The sequence below is a fragment of the Leclercia sp. 29361 genome, from assembly GCF_011290365.1.
Classification (GTDB): Bacteria; Pseudomonadota; Gammaproteobacteria; order Enterobacterales; family Enterobacteriaceae; genus Enterobacter; species Enterobacter tamurae.
On the sequence record NZ_CP049786.1, the window covers coordinates 659,636 to 680,989 of the forward strand.

Annotated in this window: 17 protein-coding genes; 1 reads left to right on the forward strand and 16 read right to left on the reverse strand. The window is 46.7% G+C overall.

Translation table 11 applies throughout. The features are described from left to right. Positions 1 to 27 precede the first annotated feature (27 nt). The 13 genes from G7090_RS03155 to hpaB all read right to left on the reverse strand — a co-directional run bounded on the left by G7090_RS03155 (position 28) and on the right by hpaB (position 17,399). Positions 28 to 1,419: a glycosyltransferase family A protein gene (locus G7090_RS03155; protein ID WP_242685352.1), complete on the reverse strand. Its 1,392-nt coding sequence runs from the start codon at positions 1,417 to 1,419 to the stop codon at positions 28 to 30. Between the two features lie 128 nt (positions 1,420 to 1,547). After that, a complete protein-coding gene (locus tag G7090_RS03160) occupies positions 1,548 to 2,732 on the reverse strand; it encodes a nucleotide sugar dehydrogenase (protein ID WP_166181509.1) in 1,185 nt (394 codons plus the stop codon). A 16-nt stretch (positions 2,733 to 2,748) separates the two neighbouring features. After that, complete coding sequence (locus G7090_RS03165) at positions 2,749 to 3,747, reverse strand: glycosyltransferase (protein ID WP_166181510.1); 999 nt, start codon at positions 3,745 to 3,747, stop codon at positions 2,749 to 2,751. Positions 3,748 to 3,788: 41 nt separating this feature from the next. Beyond that, a complete protein-coding gene (locus tag G7090_RS03170) occupies positions 3,789 to 5,852 on the reverse strand; it encodes a glycosyltransferase (RefSeq protein ID WP_166181511.1) in 2,064 nt (687 codons plus the stop codon). 123 nt (positions 5,853 to 5,975) lie between these two features. Next, complete coding sequence (locus G7090_RS03175; protein ID WP_166181512.1) at positions 5,976 to 8,018, reverse strand: FkbM family methyltransferase; 2,043 nt, start codon at positions 8,016 to 8,018, stop codon at positions 5,976 to 5,978. 2 nt (positions 8,019 to 8,020) lie between these two features. Further along, a complete protein-coding gene (locus G7090_RS03180) occupies positions 8,021 to 9,805 on the reverse strand; it encodes a hypothetical protein (protein WP_166181513.1) in 1,785 nt (594 codons plus the stop codon). Between the two features lie 130 nt (positions 9,806 to 9,935). Continuing rightward, entirely contained in the window at positions 9,936 to 11,138 is a 1,203-nt protein-coding gene (locus G7090_RS03185) for a sugar transporter (protein ID WP_166181514.1), read from the reverse strand. Between the two features lie 11 nt (positions 11,139 to 11,149). Next, on the reverse strand, positions 11,150 to 11,800 hold the full coding sequence (locus G7090_RS03190; RefSeq protein ID WP_166181515.1) for an ABC transporter ATP-binding protein: 651 nt from the start codon (positions 11,798 to 11,800) through the stop codon (positions 11,150 to 11,152). A gap of 10 nt (positions 11,801 to 11,810) precedes the next feature. Beyond that, positions 11,811 to 12,554 (reverse strand): ABC transporter permease, encoded by a 744-nt coding sequence (locus G7090_RS03195; protein ID WP_242685353.1) that lies wholly within the window; start codon positions 12,552 to 12,554, stop codon positions 11,811 to 11,813. 111 nt (positions 12,555 to 12,665) lie between these two features. Next, positions 12,666 to 14,429, reverse strand: coding sequence for a polysaccharide biosynthesis/export family protein (locus tag G7090_RS03200; RefSeq protein WP_166181517.1), 1,764 nt, complete (start codon positions 14,427 to 14,429; stop codon positions 12,666 to 12,668). 17 nt (positions 14,430 to 14,446) lie between these two features. Continuing rightward, entirely contained in the window at positions 14,447 to 14,821 is a 375-nt protein-coding gene (locus G7090_RS03205) for a hypothetical protein (protein ID WP_106995706.1), read from the reverse strand. Positions 14,822 to 15,306: 485 nt separating this feature from the next. After that, the gene (locus G7090_RS03210) at positions 15,307 to 15,819 is read right to left on the reverse strand and encodes a 4-hydroxyphenylacetate 3-monooxygenase reductase subunit (protein WP_166181518.1); all 513 of its coding nucleotides are present in this window, start codon (positions 15,817 to 15,819) and stop codon (positions 15,307 to 15,309) included. 17 nt (positions 15,820 to 15,836) lie between these two features. Continuing rightward, on the reverse strand, positions 15,837 to 17,399 hold the full coding sequence (hpaB, locus tag G7090_RS03215) for a 4-hydroxyphenylacetate 3-monooxygenase, oxygenase component (protein WP_166181519.1): 1,563 nt from the start codon (positions 17,397 to 17,399) through the stop codon (positions 15,837 to 15,839). Between the two features lie 572 nt (positions 17,400 to 17,971). Between hpaB and G7090_RS03220 the strand changes: the two genes are divergently transcribed. Beyond that, positions 17,972 to 18,427, forward strand: a complete 456-nt coding sequence (locus G7090_RS03220; protein WP_166181520.1) for a hypothetical protein — start codon at positions 17,972 to 17,974, stop codon at positions 18,425 to 18,427. 50 nt (positions 18,428 to 18,477) lie between these two features. Here the strand turns inward: G7090_RS03220 and G7090_RS03225 are convergent, their stop codons facing one another. From G7090_RS03225 to hpaX, 3 genes are all read right to left on the reverse strand, one after another. Continuing rightward, complete coding sequence (locus G7090_RS03225) at positions 18,478 to 18,810, reverse strand: addiction module antidote protein (RefSeq protein WP_166181521.1); 333 nt, start codon at positions 18,808 to 18,810, stop codon at positions 18,478 to 18,480. A gap of 276 nt (positions 18,811 to 19,086) precedes the next feature. Next, complete coding sequence (hpaA, locus tag G7090_RS03230; protein ID WP_166181522.1) at positions 19,087 to 19,977, reverse strand: 4-hydroxyphenylacetate catabolism regulatory protein HpaA; 891 nt, start codon at positions 19,975 to 19,977, stop codon at positions 19,087 to 19,089. A 9-nt stretch (positions 19,978 to 19,986) separates the two neighbouring features. Beyond that, complete coding sequence (gene hpaX / locus G7090_RS03235; RefSeq protein WP_106995712.1) at positions 19,987 to 21,339, reverse strand: 4-hydroxyphenylacetate permease; 1,353 nt, start codon at positions 21,337 to 21,339, stop codon at positions 19,987 to 19,989. Positions 21,340 to 21,354: the final 15 nt, after the last annotated feature.

A 21,354-nucleotide genomic window follows, 5' to 3' on the forward strand; every position in this document is an offset into this window, starting at 1 on the left:
GAGTGAAACATTATTTCTGTCTCTAAACTACGCGAATTCGATTTTATTCGTTTCTTTTTCAGCAATATCAAAGACATAAGATGGATTAAGTACTTTCATGCAATCGGCTAATGCTTCAGGATCCACTAACAAACTAACTGGCACTTCAAACGGTCTGTCTGAAGTAAGCGGTACCGCGTTATCTATATAGGGCTTTTTACCGGCGGCCAGAGAATCAATATGCCATTGTGACCATGCCTCCCAATATTTTTGTCGCTGTGGTGATACCCCCATATGCGTGTAGCCAGTCGACATTGATGTCATCAGAGAATCGGGACGATGACTGCCAAGCGTTAAGGGTTGATTGACCTTCTTAATTGCTTTAGTTCCAAAAACAAGTTTTAGACGAGCCAGGAATTCACTGTCAGCACCAGTTCGCACACAATCCCATGCGCCTGCTTTACGTATTACCTGCTCTCGTCGAAAAAGAGGGGATGCAGGATTAAGACGTGTTAAAGGGTAAACTGGCCGTGCGTAAAAAACGCCATCATCTTGCATACGAACCCAGTTAGACACAGTACAAACTATGGTTGAGTCAGACAGCATAGGGGCAAGTTGCCGACTTAGTTTCTCAGGATGACACCAGTCATCTGAGTCATGGCAAGTCACAAAATCTCCCTTTGCTTGCGCTAAACCAATCCTTTTGGCGGCATAGGTTCCTACATTTCGCGGTAACCTCAGCAGTGTGATGCGATTGTCTCGACGAGCTAATCTTTCCAGTCGTTCCGGTGTGTCATCGCTACTGGCATCATCCACAATTATCAATTCCAGAGACTGATAGCTTTGCGCCAGAATGGAAGATATAGCCACTTCTGCACGATATCCGGTGTTGTATGTGGTCATTAACACCGAAATCAGAGGACCTGATCGTGCCTCCGTCACTTTAGCTGCCCTAAGGTTAAGCGGCGATGGAGCTAGCGAAGAGTTAACTAAGCTTAGTGGCGGAAGACTATGCGTCTGCAGAAAATTATTCAGCCGTTGCAACTGGATTTCGGGTGTGCTGTTGAAGGTATTTGTTTGCATGAGCAAAAGCTCGGGATCGATCTCTACAATATTGGAGGGTAATTGCTCAACCATGCTACGTGCCTGGGCAAGATGGCCATTTCGCAATAGTAGTGCGATATGCATAGCCGGAGGCGCTTTGGGCAACCCTTCTAGCAACATTAGTGCATCTTGCGGCATAAAAGGTGCTAGGCCTTTCACCAAAGCCATTCTTTGCCGAAAACGAGTATGTTGTTTCTGGAAAGAAGTCACAATTTCTCGAGCAGCATTAATCTCACCACATGCAGCCAGCGATACGGCTTTAGCCAGGCTTGTACGCCAGCATGAAGGCTTAGCGGGTTGCCGAGCTACTGAGCGATACATATTCAGTTGGTACATAGCCCATAGCTTTTTCCTTGCTTCTCGTCTGGATTGCCGGTGGTTGACCGTAGCTATAGCATGCGTGAAGCGATTCTGCCGATATTGCCATAAGAAACGTAGATGGTTGAGCATGATACAAGTCCGCCTTAAGCGTCGGTACCAAAGAGATCGCGGGTATAAACCTTAGTTTCAACCTCAGCCAGATCAGGAACGTGACGGTTGGCTACAATGACATCGGCTTGTTGTTTGAAGACTTCAATATTGTGTTCTACCCGCGAACCGAAGAACTGTTCTTCCTTGAGTACCGGTTCATACACAATCACTTCTATGCCTTTGGCCTTGAGACGCTTCATCACACCCTGAATACTACTGGCGCGGAAGTTGTCACTACCTGCTTTCATGATCAGACGATAGATACCAACAACTTTAGGATTGCGGCGCAAAATATCGTCGGCCACAAAATCTTTACGCGTTGTATTAGCATCTACAATTGCACGAATCAGACTTTGTGGGACGTCCCGATAGTTCGCCAGAAGTTGTTTGGTATCTTTCGGAAGACAATAACCCCCATAACCGAAAGAAGGGTTGTTGTAGTGATTGCCAATACGGGGATCCAAACCGATTCCTTCAATAATCTGCCGGGTATCTAATCCATGAATAGCTGCGTAGGTATCCAGTTCGTTGAAATAGGCTACCCGCATGGCGAGATAGGTATTGGCAAATAATTTAACGGCTTCAGCTTCGGTACTATCGGTTAACAGCACAGGAGCATCCTTGCGGATGGCTCCTTCACGTAACAGATTAGCGAAGGTCTGAGCCCGCTCGCTTCGCTCGCCTACGACAATGCGTGAGGGGTAGAGGTTGTCGTGCAGCGCTTTACCTTCTCGTAAAAACTCTGGCGAGAAGATGAGGTTATCGCAGCCTAACTCTCGCTTAAGACGTTCAGTAAACCCTACAGGAACAGTGGATTTAATTACCATTACGGCAGAAGGATTAATTGCCATAACATCTCGCACCACCGTTTCGACCGAGCTGGTATTAAAGTAATTTGTTACCGGATCATAGTCAGTAGGGGTGGCAATAATAACGAAATCCGCATCCTGGTACGCCTCATGTTTATCGAGGGTTGCCCGCAAATTAAGCGGGCGTTGAGACAAGTATTCCTGAATTTCCGTATCAACGATGGGGGAGATGGCATCGTTGATTAATTGCACTTTTTGTGGGTCAATATCTAAAGCTATGACTTTATGATGTTGGGCTAAAAGGATTGCATTAGATAATCCAACATAACCTGTTCCAGCGATGCATATTGAATGAGTCGATGTATTCATGATAAAAACAAAAAACCTATTTTGAATTTCTAATAATGGTAATTTTATTATTTAAGTTAGAGATCATTGCTGCTGCGTGACTTGCTTTTTTTGATATCTCAAGGGCAAAGAAATCTTCAACGTCATGACTTAGGGTATCTGTGATTTTATCTGTAAGGCATGGCACCATATTTAATGTTGGTTTACCCATTACCTTTGGCAGGAAATTATGATGGGGTGAACCGTTGGAATCATTAGTGAAACTTAATGCTCTGAAATACATTGGCATGCGTGAATCTAATATCACTGGGTAACGTTCATCAACTTTTGTATGATTATTTGTGTTAAGTACATGGAAAGTTTTTTTATCAACCACATCACCATTTTGGATTAAATTGATATAAGCTAATCCTTGTGCTGCTTTTGGGAAATAGCAGTGTCGAATATCATTAACAGCTAATGTTGCAGGATCAACATAGCCTTCAAATCCATATGCAAATGAAATACACATGCCTTTCATTTGAGGGGAAAGATATTTTCCTGTTTCGGTGATGAAATTGTCGCTAAGTGCATCATCATCATCTAATCTAACAGTTGCAAAAGAACATTGACTACTAGAGCAGTGTTTATTTGCATAATTGATAATGGTATGCTTAATGGCTTCGTTCATATTTTTGAAGCTATCATCTGAAGGATCGATCAATGTAGACTTAATAGCTAAAGTTTCCATCGCACCATGAATAGTGTTCTTATTAAAAGAATCTTTTAAAATGGCCAATCTATTTTTAAAAATTTCAGGGAGAGCATCTGATACTAAAATCAAAAAAGTAAAATCTATATTGTCTTCGTTAGCGATTTTTTGATCCATAAGCGACTGCATGCAAAATTTTTCAAATGTATTGAATCTGAATGCTAGACGTTCGTAGTCGAATATTTTTCCTGCCATTTCTTGGAGATCTGATGAGGATGAATTCCAAGCTCCGGAGCCAGGTTGTATAACTGAAAATCGTACAATAACAAAAACATGTTTTTTCATGATTCAATAGCCACAATAAAAGGTGATGTAAAGTGTTATAATTAAAAGTCCGTTTCGAATTTGTATTTTCTGCAAGCTGGGTCGTTGATGTTTACAGGAAGATATTTATGAGATTTAATTCCTAAACGTTCAAAGGAACCGCCAACTACAATAAAATGATTTTCTTTCTGCTCTCCAATTTTTCTTATGGAGGTATTATTGCCGTGCAAGACTCTATTATAACAAATTTTGTTGATGTGTTTAAATTGACCAACCTCACTCAATTTAAGATACATATCGTAATCGACTGCATTTGTTATTTTCTCATTAAATCCTTTTGTTAATTTCCATGCTCTTATCGTAAACATTCTGAAATGATGAGCAATCATTGCGGTCATTAATTTTTCTCTTGAATATATGGGCCAGTTATAACCATCACTATGAAGAGTACCATCTGGATTAACATTGCGGTAAGTGGTATATACGCAGGAGAGATTTTTATCGCTTAAAAATTCTTTCAAACATAACTCAACCGCATCAGGTTCCAAATAATCATCTGAATCAAGTTGACCAATATAATAACCGTTGCAAATATTGACCGAAGAATTTGATGCAGAACCAATGCCACCATTTTCTTTGCTTACAATTTTAACTCTTGGATGATGCCCATAATAGGACTGGATAATAGATAATGTATCATCAGTTGACCCATCATCACAAATGCAGACTTCCAGATCGACAATAGTTTGGTTTAACGCGCTTGTAACGCAACGAACAATACTATCTCGGCAGTTGTAAGCAGGAATGTAAATAGAAACTAACGGTTTTTTATTTATTTGAGCATCTTCAATTTTTAAAGGCTTACGATAAAAGTAAGGTATCCTTGATTTCATTTGATGTTGAGTAACAGCTTTACCAGCGGCGCGATCAGTTTCGTTTTCTTTTCCGGGTGGTTCTTGGTGATAGGCCATAGCTGGTATTACCGATCTAAAGAAACAACCCTCTCTATACAAGCGATAACCAAACTCAACGTCTTCTCCTCCCCAATTTTCGAAGTTTTCATCAAAACCCCCTGTCTTAATGATCCATTTTTTTGCAAAGGCGATATTTCCTGCAGCAAAATACCTGAAAGGAGAATCACAAAGTCGTAGATTGTCACTCTTTTTAAAGTGTTCTAAACGCCAGTCAACTGAAATATCTTTAACAATTTTTCCAGCAACTAAGTTATTCGTCATTACTTCGGGAAGAGTATCAATGAAATGAGCATCATTCAAAAATCTTTCAACAGGTATGGATGAAGTGTCAATATATTTACGTGGGCCAATTAAAGCAATATCATTATCATCTAATAATATTTCCATATATGATTGAATCCATGTCGGACATGGTGCCATATCACAATCGAGGAATGCGACGAAATCATATTTAGCAATATTTAGCCCAAAATTACGAACTGTACTTACTCTAAATCCATCATCAGGATGACGGATATACTTTATATCAAGCGTTTTTTCATATTTTTTTACGATATCAACAATTTGTTCTCTACTTCCATCATCAACAACAATAACTTCATATGGACAATCTGTTTTCTGGTTCAACAAACATGCTAATGTAATATCTAATATTTTGGCTCTGTTGAAAGTAGGGATGATAACACTTAAGCCTGCTTTTGCTGATTCTATAATACCAAGTCGCTTTTTACGATTTGCATTCCATTTATAATCATTGGTGCCTTCTGCTAAAGGAGGCAATACCAAATCTTTAGGCCAGTCAGTAGGAATCGGATTTACAGTTCTAACTGCGGCATCTTCTGATTTGCGGGATGTGCTATCACGGTATTCATTTAATAGTTCTAATCTTTCAGAATCATTAATAGTGATCAAGTTTTCATTGGCTAGCATTAATTTTGTAGCCGCATCCATAGTGACATCAACCTTAGAAATACTCAGGGATATTTTAGCCTTGTTTTCTAAGAAATTTGCTCCAAGTGCCTTTCGGCACATATGAATGTTAACTTCTACTAAATGTTTACCATAATGTTCTCCTGCAAGTTCGAACATTTGCAGTGCTTGAGCGTAATCTTTTTTTCTATAAAGTGTAATGGCTTCGTTGAAAATACTCATGATTTATCCATGTGATTGTTGTTAACCGCTAAGATGTTTTTAAGGGGAGTGTTTATATAATCTTATTAGTTAGTCTATTAATTTTATACCAGATAATAATCTTTCTTAATTAGATATTACATATTAACTGTTAGGTTTATTTTCTAGTAACTGCTGTAGGCGTCTATTTTCAAGTGTTAATTTTGCAGGGTTATTAATAGCAAATGGCGCACTCAAATAGGCGAAATTACACCGACGAAGCCATGGATGATCATGAATCCATTCATGTGTTTGTTCGTAAATTTTGAAACAGCGATAATTATATTTTTGAAGAAATTGGTCAACTTCAGCAAAATAGGATTGTTGTGTTCCAGCAATGTTAAAACCAACTTCAATATAAATAATGTCAATATTGCTTTTTTGAAGCATACTTTCGGCTCCTCTAAGCACTGACATTTCATGTCCCTCAACATCGATTTTAAGTAAATTAATTCTCCCATCTGTAATGAATTGACTAAGCTCATCCAGTGGAGAACATTTTATATCGTGGCAATCTTCAGATCTAATCAGGCTTTGAGATGTTGTCACAGCTTTAGTCATTGATGCCGCTGTGCTAAAACGTAATGTATGTTCAGTATCAGAAACACCAATGTTATAAGTATGTAATGCCGGAATTCGATATTTTTTAATATTGGAAATTAGGTTTTCATAACTGTCTGGATTTGGTTCTATTAAATGGGCTTCTCTGACTCGGATTTTTTTATTTTCAATAATGAATTTATAAACGTCTCCAACAAATGCGCCGACATCAACATAGGTAATTGATTTCCCGTAGAGATAAGGCTCAATATCATCAATAAAACAATCAAACCCAGTTGTGTCACTTTTCTTAGTTTGAACCGTTGATGCTACTTCTAGGGTTTTTGTTAATTCATCTATTTTAGTTTTCTTTTTTTCTAGCTGAGAGTTTAAATTATTGATGTTTTGAAGTGCATCAATTTTAAGCTTCTCATACTCTGTTTTTGTTTTATCAAGGTTGTTTTTTGTTTCTGCTAACGCTTCTTCAGTGCTTATAAGAACTTTATTTTTATCAGTTAATTTATCTTTAATTTCACTAAAATTATTATTTTGAAGGTCAAGTTGCTGCTTAAGTTGCTCATTACATTTCTGCATGCTTTTAAGTTCAACATTGCACTGAGCGAATTGTGTTTCTGATTCTGTAACTAATTTATGCTCTTTCTTAAGTTCGTTACTTAAATGATTAAGTTCCTGTTGAGATTGTTTAAGTCTTTCTTCAGTTTTTATCAGAGTATCCCTTTGCAGGGAGAATTTATTCTCGATTTGCTGGTTATTTTCTTTAATTTTAATGAGCTTGGTTGAGCTTTCATTTAATTCAATTTTCAACGATTCAACTGATTTAAAGGCTAGTTCCAGATCATTATTATGATTGACTTCGGCCTGTTGAACCATCAATTTTAGTTGATTGATATTTTCTTTATTCTGAGCATGTTCGTTTTTTTGCCGTTTTATATCCCTAACGTAAATAGCATGTGCCAGCGCTGGATGCCTCTGCGGTACTACATGGATGCAAGTAAGGCCAGCAGATTGCAGCAATATATTTATTGAATTCTGGTCTGCACCTGATTCAGTATTAAAATGATCGTTAAATGCGACCCTGACGATAATTACATCCAAATCTGATAAGCGTTCTCCTGCGCCCATAAGTATGGTTGCTGCAGGCAAGCAATCCAGCACCAACCAATTAATATTTCTTTTAGCTTCAAGTAGGGATGACAACGTAACGGCGTTTTCAACATGCTCAGTTCTAACACATTCTAGGTGTGGCCAAAAACTGTTTAACTGCGAAGGAGGGAGGAGACCGCTCTCATTTGGGTTACTGGCATGATGAAATTCGATCGGGCCGGGTCTTGGAGCGACAACTTCATGCTGCAGTGTCCAATCTTCATTAAATGCTAAGCTACGTTCAAGATACTTATATTTTACCTTATCACCTTCAACTAACTGTATTGGGAATTGCGCTTGGCGTAATAGCCATTTTATCCACTGGCTATTTCCGCTTCCCGCTCCGATGAGTAACAAACCTTGAGGCGAAAAAACTGTACCAAGTACATCTAGCCAGACTGAAATAGGTAGAATATTGTCCTGAGGTATCTTCAGCTCTGACATTTTTAAACATCCTTGCGCTGTTGTCTGAACTTACTTACTTCGCGACTGATTGCGAAAGGTAATTTCACCCAACCGACTACAGAACCACTATTGCTAATAAGTACTTGTCCAAGTCGATATGATAGGTGATTTTTCACGCGTTCTGCCTCGTGCGCATCGCGGTAGATTGTTACCGGTGGAAGGATTTTAGGAGGCTGTTTGTTATTGAGCTGGAGCCAGGCGCGGCGCTCAGCAGCAAGCGCATGTGGCATTCCTAACCAACCCGTCAGGGAGCGAGAGCGACTGATCATAGTAGCACCCAGACGGTAGCTAAGTTCCTGTTTGATGCGCTCTGCAGCACCATAGTATGCAGGAGTTTGATGCTGTTTAAGCTTTTGGTTTTCAAGGAAGTAACGTTCTAATTCTTGTTGTACTTTATGCACTTGCGTCAAAAGCAGCTCATTTTCTTGTTGAAGAATTTCAAATTTCTGAGCTTGTTCATCAAATTGACTTTGCTGATTAGCCTTGGCGGCAGCAAGCAGATTTTTTGTTTCAACCAGCGCTACATTTAAATTATTTTTTTCGTTTTCACTCTGGCGTCCTGATGCTTTGGTTGATTCCAACTGTTTTTGTATATCCGCGACTTTCTTTATGAGTGATATGACTTCTTCTTCTTTACTTTTCGCCAGGGCAATTTGGTGTTGTAATTGCTTACTTTGTTGAGTTTTAAATTTCTCTATTTCAAATTTTTGCAAACACTGTTTCTCAAGTTCTTCTTGAACTTGATGCAATTGGGATAATAACAGTTCACCCTCGCGGGTCTGTTCAGATACTGAGAGCTCCAGTGTCTTGCTCATTCCAATATAGGCTTTATGCAGGCCTGCAGCTAATTCTGCATTACGTAAACGCTGCTGAACCAGGATTTCCCAGACTTGCTGAGGTTTCAATTCTTCTCGATAATCTAATTGCAGGGGCAGATTAGCAGCAGACTGTAGTTCTGCATAAAGATCTTGGCAGGCAGGATAGTCTGAAATTAATTGTTCGAGTAAATAATGCTCTACAGTATTTATCTGTAATACATTTTGCGTTTCTTTGGCATCTAAACCTGCAATGTTAGCAATTTCCGTTAATTTTTGTATTGGTAATAAATTATGATTGGTTGGTGCTGAAAATGAGCTTTCATCAGTTGTAGCGACATAACTCACTTTCTCACTTTTAGTTTCAGCAACTGATAGAAGTGGTGTGCTCAATAAAGGCTGAAGCTGCTGCAAACAGGCTTCAGAATTAAGTTTAACTTGTTGGGTACTGACTAAAAGACATCGATTACGATTTCTAAGGAAGAATGCCAATAGTGCCCCGTTGTACGCCATCCAATTATTAAGATGATGCTCAACTGCCGTATTTGATAGGTTATTATGATTTGTGGCAGCTTTCATCAGTGCTTGATGAGGAGCATCATAAACGAGAACAAACGTTATGTTATCATCCAACTGGCACCAATAATCCAGTGAATAAATTGATTGAGGATCAGACCAACCCCACAAAGTCTGCTCAATATTACCTAGCATTAAATCTAATGCCATGCCATGCCAGACTGGTGCGACTTTGAGGGGCTTAATCTCTTCTTCTGTCGTCACATTATCAATATCTGAAGCCTGATGGACTTTACATAGTGTTGTGGTTATATCTTGTGGCAGTAACGCATCACGTCGAGAGGGTAACGCAGGAGTCATTCCGCGCTGCTGTAAAATCTCTTCAACTTCCTTATAACCCGAACTTGGGTGTCCCACAATAAGTATACTATTCACTGAGGCTCCTAAATCAACGTGTAGCGATGCTGTGCTTTGTTTGAGACGAAAAAGTCGGCTGCCGACTCTGATTAAAAATATTTGAGACTAAGATTCTTGAATATGTTCACCGTGCCGATAAATTGAATTATCAGTCCTGATGTTCCCGAAGAGTTGCAAGGCCCATTACAATCAGACCATATAGCAGACACAGTATTACGCCGATGGTCGCAAGATTGTAAAGTCGTCGCGGGTATTCAGCGTCTTCTGCCAAAGTAGGCTGACTAATAACAAGCAGATGTTTAAGTTTACGATACGCCTCGACTCTGGCTTGCTCCAGGCTAATCAAACCTGTCTTATAAATATCAGCAGCAAGAGTAGCCTGGGTTTGCACATCCATATAACGGGCGGTGACTTCGTTCATTGCATCCTGGTTTGTTCCTGTCAGTCTCGCTTTTTCCTGTGCCAGTTGCTCAGTTAAGGCCTCCGTTCTGGCCTTAACTGAAATCACTGCAGGGGCCGTGTCTTTCATATAGCTTTGCAGTTGTTTCAGTTGCGCTTGTTGGTTCGCCAGCTCACCTTCAATCTGGCTGACTACACCCAAACGGGCTGAACTGGTCGATTCAGGGCTTATCAGATTATGTTTGTTCTGAAAATCTAATACCTTAGATTTTTCATCCTGAACACGCTGATAGGCGCGATTAACCTCTTTTTCAACAAAGGCCAGTTGTTCCAGTGCAACTTGGTGTCCGAGCTTGTTGATAAAACCCTCTGATTCTTTCAGCATCAGACTAACTACGCGTTGACCATAGGCAGGGTCAAATGCTTGTAACTCAATTGTCAGTACACCAGATAATTCATCCAGATGTAATGTCAGATGGTCTCGATAATACTTAATAAAATTTTCTTGGCTAACATCACTCGTCAATCGGGAAAAATAATCTACTTTATGGCTTTGGTAATGGGCTTTTAAACCCAATTCTTTGTCCAGCTTCCTTAGTAAATCTGGAGATTTGAGATAATCCTGGATTAAAAGTACATCTTCATGGTTGCTGCCACCTATACCTAACATCGATAATGCATCAGGCAACATTTTTATCTGGTCGGCTTGTTTGATGACGATGTCTGCTCTACTTACATAACGGTCTGAAGCAATAAAACAAAAATAGATGATGGCAATAGCAAAGCATCCTACTACCCACATAAAACTGCCAAGTTTAAGGCTCTGTTTCCAAGAGTGTTTAGCCAGGCGATAGCCACTGGAATCGGCGAGAAAATGTTTAGGTTTGGTTTTTAATTTGTGCAATTTACGCATCAAACGAGAGGATTTGTTAGAACGAATTGGCTGTTTCATGATTTTAGCTATTATAAATTTTCATAAATACGAATGGCATCATCGATATCATCGAAGAGCTCAAGAGCGCCGTTGCGGAGTAAAATTCCCATATCGCACTGTTGGCGTAAGTTCTTCATATCATGCGATACCATGATCAGGCTGGCGGTTTCACGTTTTTGGTTAAACGTATCAATGCATTTCTGTTTAAAGCGAGCATCGCCAACAGACATTATTTCATCGGTCAAATAAATATCAAAATCGAATGCCATACTGACAGCGAAAGAAAATTTTGATTTCATACCACTGGAATAACCCTTAATAGGGAGTTCGTAATGCTGACCAATTTCAGCGAACTCTTTCACCCATTCTTCTATGGCTTTAGTATCGCGCACGCCATGGATGCGGCAAATAAAACGGGTGTTTTCTCGCCCGGTCATGCTGCCCTGAAATCCCCCATTGAGAGCCAGAGGCCATGAAACACGGCAGTGGCGAGTAACCATGCCCTTATTGGGCATATCCATGCCACCCAGAAGACGAAGCAGGGTAGATTTGCCCGCCCCGTTGACGCCCAAAATACCGATATTGCGATCGCGTGGCAGCGTAATGCTTACATCCCGCAAAACATAATTGCGGCCAAACTTGGTGGGGTAATACTTTGAAACGTTATCCAGTACAATCATGCTATCTCCCTTAGCTGGCTATCAGGCGGCGATGACTCAGGCGATAACAGCTCATTGCAAATGTCAGTAGCACCAGCGTTACACCGAATAAATAATATCCACTAACATTAGGACTGACATAACCTGCAATCCACCCAGAGCGGATTAATTCAAGTGCATTAACCAGCGGATTCCACACAAACCAGTGTTGATATTGCGCAGGTATGCTTGCAAGGGGGAACATAACGCAAGATATAAACATTAATGGCATCATTAATAAGCTAAGAAATTTATCTGCTTCCTGGAATAAATTTCCAACTACACAAAAAATGATGCCCAATGAAAACGAAAAAATCATCAGCAGCATATAGATAAGAATGACCTGTAGCGGGTCATTAGGCACGGCATCAAACCCAAACCACAAAAGCCCCAAGATCAGAATACCGCCGACCATCATGCCAACAATAGTTTCAAGAATAAAACGGGCAATAAACGTAGAAAACGGCGTTACCTGACGGTAGCAAAACAGCCCTTTGTTAGCATTGACCGCTGATTGCAGTTTGCTCACCACGTTTTTAAAAAAGATAAACGGCAGATAGCCCGCGGTAATAAAGAGTGGTGCAGGCGCGCCACCAAAGCCACTGTGTCCGCGCATCCCAAAAATCGCGCTAAACAGAGCAATCATCAACAGCGGATCCAACAGCGCCCAGGCATACCCCAGCCGGTAACTCCCAAATCGTGTTTTCAGTTCACGGATAAGCAGGCCAAACGTCACATCCCGCAGCACCTGGAACGAGCTGCGGGGCGTTTGATTGAGAACAGGTTTAAGCATGAGAAGGCCGATATAACAGAACGGGCCCGCCGTTAAGCGAGCCCGCTGTGAGGGTTAATTCAGGACCACGTTGGCCGCCACGGCAACCTGATAGATGACCTGGGTGATGTCTTTGATGGACTGCATCATTTTGCTGTCCACTTTCGGCATGACCAGAATCTGATCGCCCGGCATGACATTGCCCCCGTCTTTAAACTCCATCAACCCGTTGGCATGCACCACGGCAATACGCTGGTCGTTCGCACGGTCGGTAAAGCCGCCCGCCCAGGCAACGTAGTCTTCAAGTTTCGCGCCTTCGTTGTAGACCACCGCCTGCGGCATCATCACTTCGCCGCCAATCTGAATCAGGTCGGTCTTGTTCGGGATCACAATCTGATCGCCCTGTTCCAGCAGGATGTTGGCAATCACGCCTTTATCCGACACCACCACTTTGCCCAGCGGCTGGATCTTGCGGGCTTTTTCCACAAAGCGCATCACCAGCTCGGCTTCTTTGGTCCGGATGGACGCTTCACCGTCGGAACTGGCAGGCGCGGTAAACACGCTGCGCTCCAGGCGGTTGAGGGAGTCTTCCAGCATCTCTTTCTGCCGTGCCGCCACGCTCTTACGCATGATGTAGATCGAGCCGTAATCCGCCATGTTTGGGTCAATCGGGATGTGGTTCAGCAGATCGTGCAGACGGGTCTCTTTACGCACGGTGAAGTAAGATGGCCCACGATAGCTGCCCATCACCTGCACGTCGTAAACCTGCGCATGCATGTCGTCGTTAAACAGCACTTTGTCGCCGTCGCTCAGCTGAATGCGGTCAAAATCTTTATACGGCATATAGACCGAGAACGGGCCGTTGGAGCGATCGCCAATCACGCCCACATGGCTCACCTTGGCGAGCGGCAGGGCATAGTCGATCAGCTCCGAGCCGAGCGCGGTGCTGTTTTTTAACTCGAAGCGGAACGGGTTACGCACTTTACCGGCCACGTTGATCATCGGGCCCTGCGGCTCAACCAGAATGACGTCCTGATCCTTCAGGGACAGCTTCGGCATTTTGCCCTGCTGCATAAACTCGTACAGGTCGATCTGCTGGACGACCCGGTTCTGACGTAAAACCTTAATATGACGGTAGCTGCCGCGATCGGAGTCGATGCCGCCTGCGCGTTTCAGGAAATATAAAACGCTATCGGATGATTGTCCGGCATATTGTCCCGGACGGATCACCGGGCCGGTAACAAATACGCTGACCGGGGTCGCGGTAAGCAGATTAACGTAAACATTAACGTTATTGGTGAATACTTCGCTGATGTGGCTGGTGACTAAGTTATTGACTTTACTTGCCGCCACGTTTTTGACATTAATCGGGCCGACGTCAGGAATGAAAATATTGCCCTGATTATCAACGGTGACCACGTTGGAAAAATTGACTGCGCCCCAGATCCAGATATTCAGCTTATCGCCGGGAGCGATCAGGTAATTATCGTTTAAGCCGTCGCTGCGCTCGGTTTCATAGCCACCGGCAAACAGGTTGGCACCATATGGAGGGGGCAGGCCGGACTCGGACTGCGGCAGGAGTTTACGCACGTCGGACTCGCCCGGGAGTAACATGCCCTGGCGGTTTTGCTGCACAAAGGTACCGGTGGTGGAGGAGGTATTTGCCTGGCCACTCATTGCCTGTTCACCACCGAGTTGCAGTCGACCGTCGCCGCTATCTGCCGGGGTATTCATGCCAAAGGCCTGGGCATCTTCCTTAGTGGGTGCAGCAAAGGCAGCGCAAGAGGCGCAGGCCAGCAGCAGAATGGCACTCAATTGCCGAAATTTCGTTATTTTCACAACATTTCTCTTCAAAATTATTGCACGGCAAGCAGGTTGCTGGCGGATGCCTGTTCCAGTTGCGGTACCAGATACCAGGTATCACCGTTCTTGCAGGTCACGCCATGCTGCGACTGGTTGTAGTTGCGGTTACGCAGCAGTTCAATACATTCCAGACCCAGGGCGGAGACATAACGCTGGCCCAGGATATAGGTATTGCCATTGGCGCTTAGAGCCGCGCCCTGAGGCAGGGTATTCAGAGGTTGTTGCAGGTTGGCTGACATAGGCTGGAGTGTGGTTGAAGCGGCCGGATTGACAAGCGGTCGGGAGGCTTCAACCTGCTTCGGGGAATATGCACAGCCGCTCAGGATGAGGGCGAGCGAAATCACCAGAAGGCGAGTTGCGTTCTTCATTTGTAAATATTTTCCATATATTCGGAACCTGGCGTGTAAATATAAAAATTCGTCGGTACCCGACTGTTTATATTGCCCAAATAGTTGACCTGAAGGTCAGGAAGCAGAGGCGGCATAGCTGAGGAAGTGGAGCAAAAAAGGGCAAAAAAAAGGTAGGCTACCGCACGGAAATGACGATTCCGGTCAAGAAGTGTCCAGTTTGCTTTAGGGTGCTGCCATAAAAAAACTATTCAGTAAACAACTAAAACGTTTTTTTATTATTCATGAAAGTGTTTTTGTGTCGCGAAGATTACATAATTTTGCAGTTTGTGTCATTTCAAATTTAAGAAATCTGCCCTGAAAAAGGGGAAAAGTCCGAAACAACTATTAACTCTGGTGGGGGGAGTAGAAACGTATATTGTGATTAGTTTCAGATTGTGATTGTTTCATTTTGAGCAAGTGGAAAACAAATAAGCGCCAGCCGAAAATTCGGCTGGCGAAGGGGATTAAACGGTCATTTCTTGTTCAATTAACACCGGATGAAATCTGCGCTTAAAGTAAATCAGCCCGTGTCCCTCCTGGCTCAGGAGGATATTTTTGATCTCCACCAGGTATACCAGATGGGTGCCGATGGTCTGGACCTGGCTTATCTCTCCCTCCAGGCTGGCCAGCGCCTCTTTCAATACTGGCTGGCCGTGCTGGCCTTTTTGCCAGCAGGAGAGGGTAAATCGCTCTTCCATCGCCATGCCGGTCATCCCGGCAAAATGGCGCGCCATTAGCTCCTGCTCGTGATTGAGCACATTAATACACAGCTTGCCGTTACCCTGAAATACCGGGTTCATGGCGCTGTTGGCGTTCAGGCACACCATCACCGACGGCGGGGTATCCGTCACCGAGCAGACCGCCGTGGCGGTAATGCCGCAGCGTCCGGCGTCGCCATCGGTGGTAATCACATTGACCGCCGCCGAGAGGCTGGCCATCGCGTCGCGAAAACGCAGGCGTTGTTCATCATGTTGCATCTTGACCTCCCGCTGCGTTATTTCAGCAGCTTGTCCAGCAGGTTGATATCGGTGTTGTTGTGCAGGTGCGGAACCGTCCAGCCGTTCTGGTCGTACTCAGACAGGCAGCGGTCAACCATCGCCATCATCTTGTCCATGTTGCCGGAGCTCTGCGCCTGGCGCAGGCACTGCAGGCGAATTTCATCCTGGCTACCGGAGTAGTTGATCTCATATAGCTCGTGACGACCGCCGAACTCGCTGCCGATGGCATCCCACATCAGTTTCAAAATCTTGATGCGCTCCACGTGGTCCATGCCGTTGGAGCCGCGCACGTACTTCGCCAGGTATTTGTCGATCTGCGGATTGTTCAGATCCCGGGCGCTGGACGGGAGGTAGATCAGGCCGCTGGTGACGTTGCGCTCGATGATGTTTTTGATTTTGGCGTAGGCCATCGGGGCCATCACGCGGTAGGTTTGCAGCGCCGCGTGGTCCGGCAGGTACGCGCCGTTGACCCACGGTGTAGCTTCCGAGCACATGGAGTCGCTCAGCGCCCAGAACATGTTGCGCCAGGCCACCACTTCACCGAGATCGGCCTGTACCCCGCGGAACTCAGAGGTGCCGGTACACTCCAGCGATTTTTTCAGCAGGGCGGTGATGAAATCGAGCTTCACCGCCAGACGCACGCAGGCCTGCAGCGGATACATACGGGCGAAACCGCCTTCCATAGTCCAGCGACGGCAGCGGTCGAAATCGCGGTAGATCAGTACGTTCTCCCACGGGATCAGCACCTTATCCATCACCAGGATCGCGTCGTTCTCGTCGAAGCGGCTGGTGAGCGGGTAGTCGTAAGGGGAGCCGGTCGCGCCGGCCACCAGCTCGTAGGAGGCGCGGGAGATTAGCTTCACCCCTTCGGCATCCATCGGAGCGACAAACATCAGGGCGAAGTCCGGGTTGTCGCCCATTACCTGCGCCGAGCCAAAGCCGATCATGTTGTAGTGGGTCAGCGCCGAGTTGGTGGCGACCACTTTCGCGCCGCTGACGATGATCCCGGCGTCGGTCTCTTTTTCCAGCTTGATGTAGACGTCTTTCACTTCATCGGCGGGTTTGTGGCGATCGATCGGCGGGTTGACGATAGCGTGGTTAAAGTAGAGGCCACTTTCCTGAATGCGGGTGTACCAGTTGCGGGCGTTCTGCTCGAACTGACCATAAAAGGCCGGGTTAGCACCCAGCGCACAGCCGAAGGCGGCTTTGTAATCCGGGGTACGACCCATCCAGCCGTAGCTCAGGCGTGACCACTCGGCGATGGCATCCCGCTGCTGGCGCAGGTCATTGGCACTTTTCGCCACGCGGAAGAACTTATGGGTGTAGCCGCCGCTGCCGGTATCGGTGTTCCAGCACAGCGCGTCCTGCATCTCAGGTTTGTGCAGCGCGTCGTACAGTTGTGCGACCGAGGCCGCCGCATTGCGAAACGCCGGATGGGTGGTGACATCTTTTACGCGTTCGCCATAAATGTAGATCTCCCGGCCATCCTGCAGGCTCTTCAGATACTCTTCACCGGTTAACGGACGGGTGGTGCTGGCACGGAAATCTTCGGGTTTCATAGGGACCTCGTATCGGTACAGAGTTGTTAAATATGTGTTTTGTTTTTGTTGTTTAATTGAAGCGTCATGCAGGGGTTTCGTGAAGGGACGAATAGGTCAACGACGGGTACTTTTCAGGCGGGAGTGAGAATTGTGATCGGGGTGGGTTTTGCCGGGTGGCGCTGCGCTTACCCGGCCTACATGAGTGCGCCGGACGGTTCCCTCTCCCTTTGGGAGAGGGTTAGGGTGAGGGGAACAGGCCGCACACCGCGTAACCGCCTACTTCTGGAAGCATGCTCGCAAAGTCTAAAGTAACCTGATGAAACACAGGGATTTGTCTTTTTTTTATTTTCGTTGAGTCGTAAGGTGCCTGTGTTGCGGCGATAACCGCAGCCGGGCGTGAGAACCTGATTACATATGACTATACGGTTTAAGTACCGTACCAGCAGACATGCCGTTAAAATTACGGCGACGCTGGCGGGGCAACCTCAGGGTTGGCCGGGTTCATGTGTACCGGTTCTCACCCCCGTCAGCGTCTCCACCAAGGCGTGAGAACTTTGGTGGTGCCAATAAATACACATGGAGGTTATTTAATGACTACTATCCCAACCCCGTCTTACTCCCACTTCGAAGAAGACGTTATCCACCAAATCATTACCCAACCCCTCCCGGCCTCGGCAGATCTTTTCGACGTCGCAGACGCGTGCGCCGCATTTGTCTGTGTTCTCGTCGATACTCACGACGATCAAGCAAGCAATGCTTTATGTGGGCGCTTATTGCAGGCGTTAAACCAGTTCCGCCATCTGTGCGATGAGGATTTACCGCCGCATCTCATTGAGCAGCTGATTGCAGGTGAAAACGTAACCTCGTGCATCCCCGATTGCTGGCAGGAGACCGCCACCCTGGTGGAGTATGCCCAGGCGCTGACCCAGGCACTACTGAGCAATACGCTGCCGCCACCGGTGGCAACATCCTTAACGGGGTTACTGCATGACGTGGTGTATCTGTTGGCGGAATTTGTGAAGGAGCCGTACCTGACCGTGCATTAATCCTGTGCGGTCTGTCTGCCGGGTGGCGCTAACGCTTACCCGGCCTACGCCTACGCTACGTTGTGTTGCTGCGCGGCGATTGTTGCAATGCGGGAAATAGGGAACCCTGTGGCAGATGCGACAGCCGCAACACGCTTGAATGACGGGTTACCCTTCGGTGAAAGCGATTTATACAATGATTCACGGCTTATACCGGCACGCTTCGCGATGGCCGTCATGCCGCCGGTCGCCTCGATAACATGGCGTAGGGCAAGCATGAATGCTTCATATCCGCCGTCTTCATCAATCTCAAGGAATGCCTGTTGGAGGTAGATCGGTGCGAACGCCGGATCATCCTTAAGGAGTTTTACTATTGCATCATCATGAAGCGCTGACTTCGCCATTAGCTCTTACCTCTCATTTCCTGCGCTTGTAGTCGTTAAGATATTCAATAGCCTTATCAATATCAGCGACTTGCATTGTAGCCCATAGTTTACGATGTGCAATGGATGGTAACTTTCGGGATACTATAAAGGAGAGGCGCCCATTTAAACCCAGCAGGACGAAATCTGGATGCATACTCGTAGTATTTATGTGCACGCTGGTTGCCGGGTGGCGCTAACGCTTACCCGGCCTACGGTTTCGTAGCCCCGGTAAGCGAAGCGCCACCGGGGGAAAACTCACGATACCGGCACCTTCTGCGTCCGATACCTGCTCGGCGAGCAGCCCATCAGTCGGTTAAAAAATCGCGCAAAATAGGCCGGATCTTTAAACCCCAACTGCCAGGCAATCTCGTTTACCGCGCTATCGGAGAAGACCAGCAGCCGTTTGGCTTCGCGCAGCTGGCGGTCGAAGATGAGGCGTTTGGGCGGGCGGTTGGCGAAGCGGCGGCAGATATCGGTCAGGCGCGATTCGGTAAGGTGCAGCGCGCTGGCGTAATCCGGCACCGTCCAGTGCTGGTGGAAGTGGCCGTCGACCATCTGGTTAAAACGCTGGAACAGTTTCAGCTCGCCGCGCATGCCGTTGGCCGCATGATCGTCAAGACTGGCGTTGCGCAGCAGCAGGGTAAACACCGCCTGGGCCAGCAGCACCAGGGTATGCTCCCGCCCGGGAAGCTGGGCGGTGGATTCCCGTTGAATCAACCGCCAGTAGTGAGAAAGCGCCGCCAGCTCATCCGGTTTATCCGCTAACGACAGGCAGATCCCCGGCAGGCCGAAGGTCTCCCGGGTGCCGGGATAGAGCACCTCGAGTAACGGCCAGATCAGATCTTCATGCACCGTCAGCACATGGCCGTCGCTGTCCGATTCGGTAAAAAAGGCGTGCGGCACCGACGGCGGCGTTAAGACGAACAGCGGCGCCTGCACCGAGTAGCGGTGATCGTCCAGCTGGAGTTCAATCTGCCCGGTATCCAGAAAGTGCATCTGAAAATAGTGGTCGTGGCGATGGGCCTGCATATCGCGGCCAAAAAAGGCCGCCATCCGGCTAAAGGACTGATAATGCACATCGTCCGTCCCCAGACTCTCGTCGTACTCTTTGCTGATGTCGATATTGGCAATCGGGCTCTGGCACATAACCGCTCCTCAATGGATCTTCTGCGCCGCCATCCCCGGCGCGCTGTCACGGCTCTCCTGGCGGGTCATCGGGATCCGCGTCAGCACCAGCGCACCCACCACCAGCAGCCCGGCGACAAACCATAGCCCGGAGCTGAAGCTGCCGGTGGCATCGCGCAGAATGCCGATCAGCAGCGGACTGACGGCAGATCCGACGTTGCCGATGGCGTTGATCACCGCCAGCGCTACCGCCCGGGACTGCAGGCTAATCACCTGATCCGGGGTGGTCCAGAAGATCGCCATGGCGGTAAAGGATCCGGTTGAGGCCATAATGATGCCAAGCAGCTGGATCAGGCTGTGATCGGTTGCCGACGCCAGCAGCCATCCCGCCGCGGCGAAGAGATAGGGCAGAATGGTGTGCTTTTTTCGCTCTTTCAGCCTGTCGGAGCGGCGGCTCCACCACAGCATCCCGAGGATGGTGCAAAACTGCGGGATCGCCGCCAGCAGGCCGATCACGATATTGCTGCTGCCGGTGTTGAAGCTCTGCAGGATCTGCGGCGTCCAGATGTTGATGGCGCTCAGGGTGTTGGTCAGGCAGAAATAGGCCAGAGTGTAGAGCAGCACCGCCGGGGTCAGCACTTCGCGCAACGTCGAGCGCGGCGTGGCGGCGTGTGCCACGGCATTCTCCTGCTCACGGGCGATCATCGTTTTGAGGGTCTGCTTCTCTTCGTCGTCCAGCCAGGTAGCCTGATCCGGCGTGTCGTTGAGGAAAAACCAGGTCACCACCCCGAGCACTACCGACGGTAGCCCCTCCAGCAGAAACAGCCACTGCCAGCCCTTCAGGTTCCACACCCCGTCCAGGGCCAGAATATAACCCGAGAGGATCGAGCCCAGCATCATGGTCACCGGCATGGCGATCATAAACAGCGCGTTGGCGCGGGCGCGATGATACGCGGGGAACCACCAGGTGAGATAGACCAGGATCCCCGGCAGGAAACCGGCTTCGGCAATGCCTACCAGCATGCGCAGGATGTAGAGCGTCTGCGGGCTGGTGGCGAACATGGTGCAGGTCGAGGCGATGCCCCACACCACCATGATCCCGGCGATCCAGCGGCGTGCGCCGATCTTTGCCAGCATGATGTTGCTGGGGATCCCGCACAGCACGTAGGTGACGTAAAACAGCGTCGCCGCCAGGCCAAACATCGTCGAGGTGAGGCCCAGATCTTTGCCCATCGTCAGCCCGGCAAAGCCGATGTTGATCCGGTCAAGGAACGAGAAGACAAAGAGAATAAAGAGAAAGACGATCAAACGACGGAACAGCTTATTTATAACGCGGTGTTCTACAGCTTTTTTATTATCAGGGTGCAGGGTAGAGGTCGTCATGTTGCGCTCCAGATC

Coding starts and splice junctions, on each gene's coding strand:
- G7090_RS03185 (WP_166181514.1), bottom strand. CDS start 11,138: ATGAAACAGCCAATTCGTTCTAACAAATCCTCTCGTTTGATGCGTAAA.
- G7090_RS03175 (WP_166181512.1), bottom strand. CDS start 8,018: ATGTCAGAGCTGAAGATACCTCAGGACAATATTCTACCTATTTCAGTC.
- G7090_RS03160 (WP_166181509.1), bottom strand. CDS start 2,732: ATGAATACATCGACTCATTCAATATGCATCGCTGGAACAGGTTATGTT.
- G7090_RS03170 (WP_166181511.1), bottom strand. CDS start 5,852: ATGAGTATTTTCAACGAAGCCATTACACTTTATAGAAAAAAAGATTAC.
- G7090_RS03190 (WP_166181515.1), bottom strand. CDS start 11,800: ATGATTGTACTGGATAACGTTTCAAAGTATTACCCCACCAAGTTTGGC.
- G7090_RS03155 (WP_242685352.1), bottom strand. CDS start 1,419: ATGTACCAACTGAATATGTATCGCTCAGTAGCTCGGCAACCCGCTAAG.
- hpaB (WP_166181519.1), bottom strand. CDS start 17,399: ATGAAACCCGAAGATTTCCGTGCCAGCACCACCCGTCCGTTAACCGGT.
- G7090_RS03210 (WP_166181518.1), bottom strand. CDS start 15,819: ATGCAACATGATGAACAACGCCTGCGTTTTCGCGACGCGATGGCCAGC.
- G7090_RS03220 (WP_166181520.1), top strand. CDS start 17,972: ATGACTACTATCCCAACCCCGTCTTACTCCCACTTCGAAGAAGACGTT.
- G7090_RS03205 (WP_106995706.1), bottom strand. CDS start 14,821: ATGAAGAACGCAACTCGCCTTCTGGTGATTTCGCTCGCCCTCATCCTG.
- G7090_RS03165 (WP_166181510.1), bottom strand. CDS start 3,747: ATGAAAAAACATGTTTTTGTTATTGTACGATTTTCAGTTATACAACCT.
- hpaX (WP_106995712.1), bottom strand. CDS start 21,339: ATGACGACCTCTACCCTGCACCCTGATAATAAAAAAGCTGTAGAACAC.
- G7090_RS03225 (WP_166181521.1), bottom strand. CDS start 18,810: ATGGCGAAGTCAGCGCTTCATGATGATGCAATAGTAAAACTCCTTAAG.
- hpaA (WP_166181522.1), bottom strand. CDS start 19,977: ATGTGCCAGAGCCCGATTGCCAATATCGACATCAGCAAAGAGTACGAC.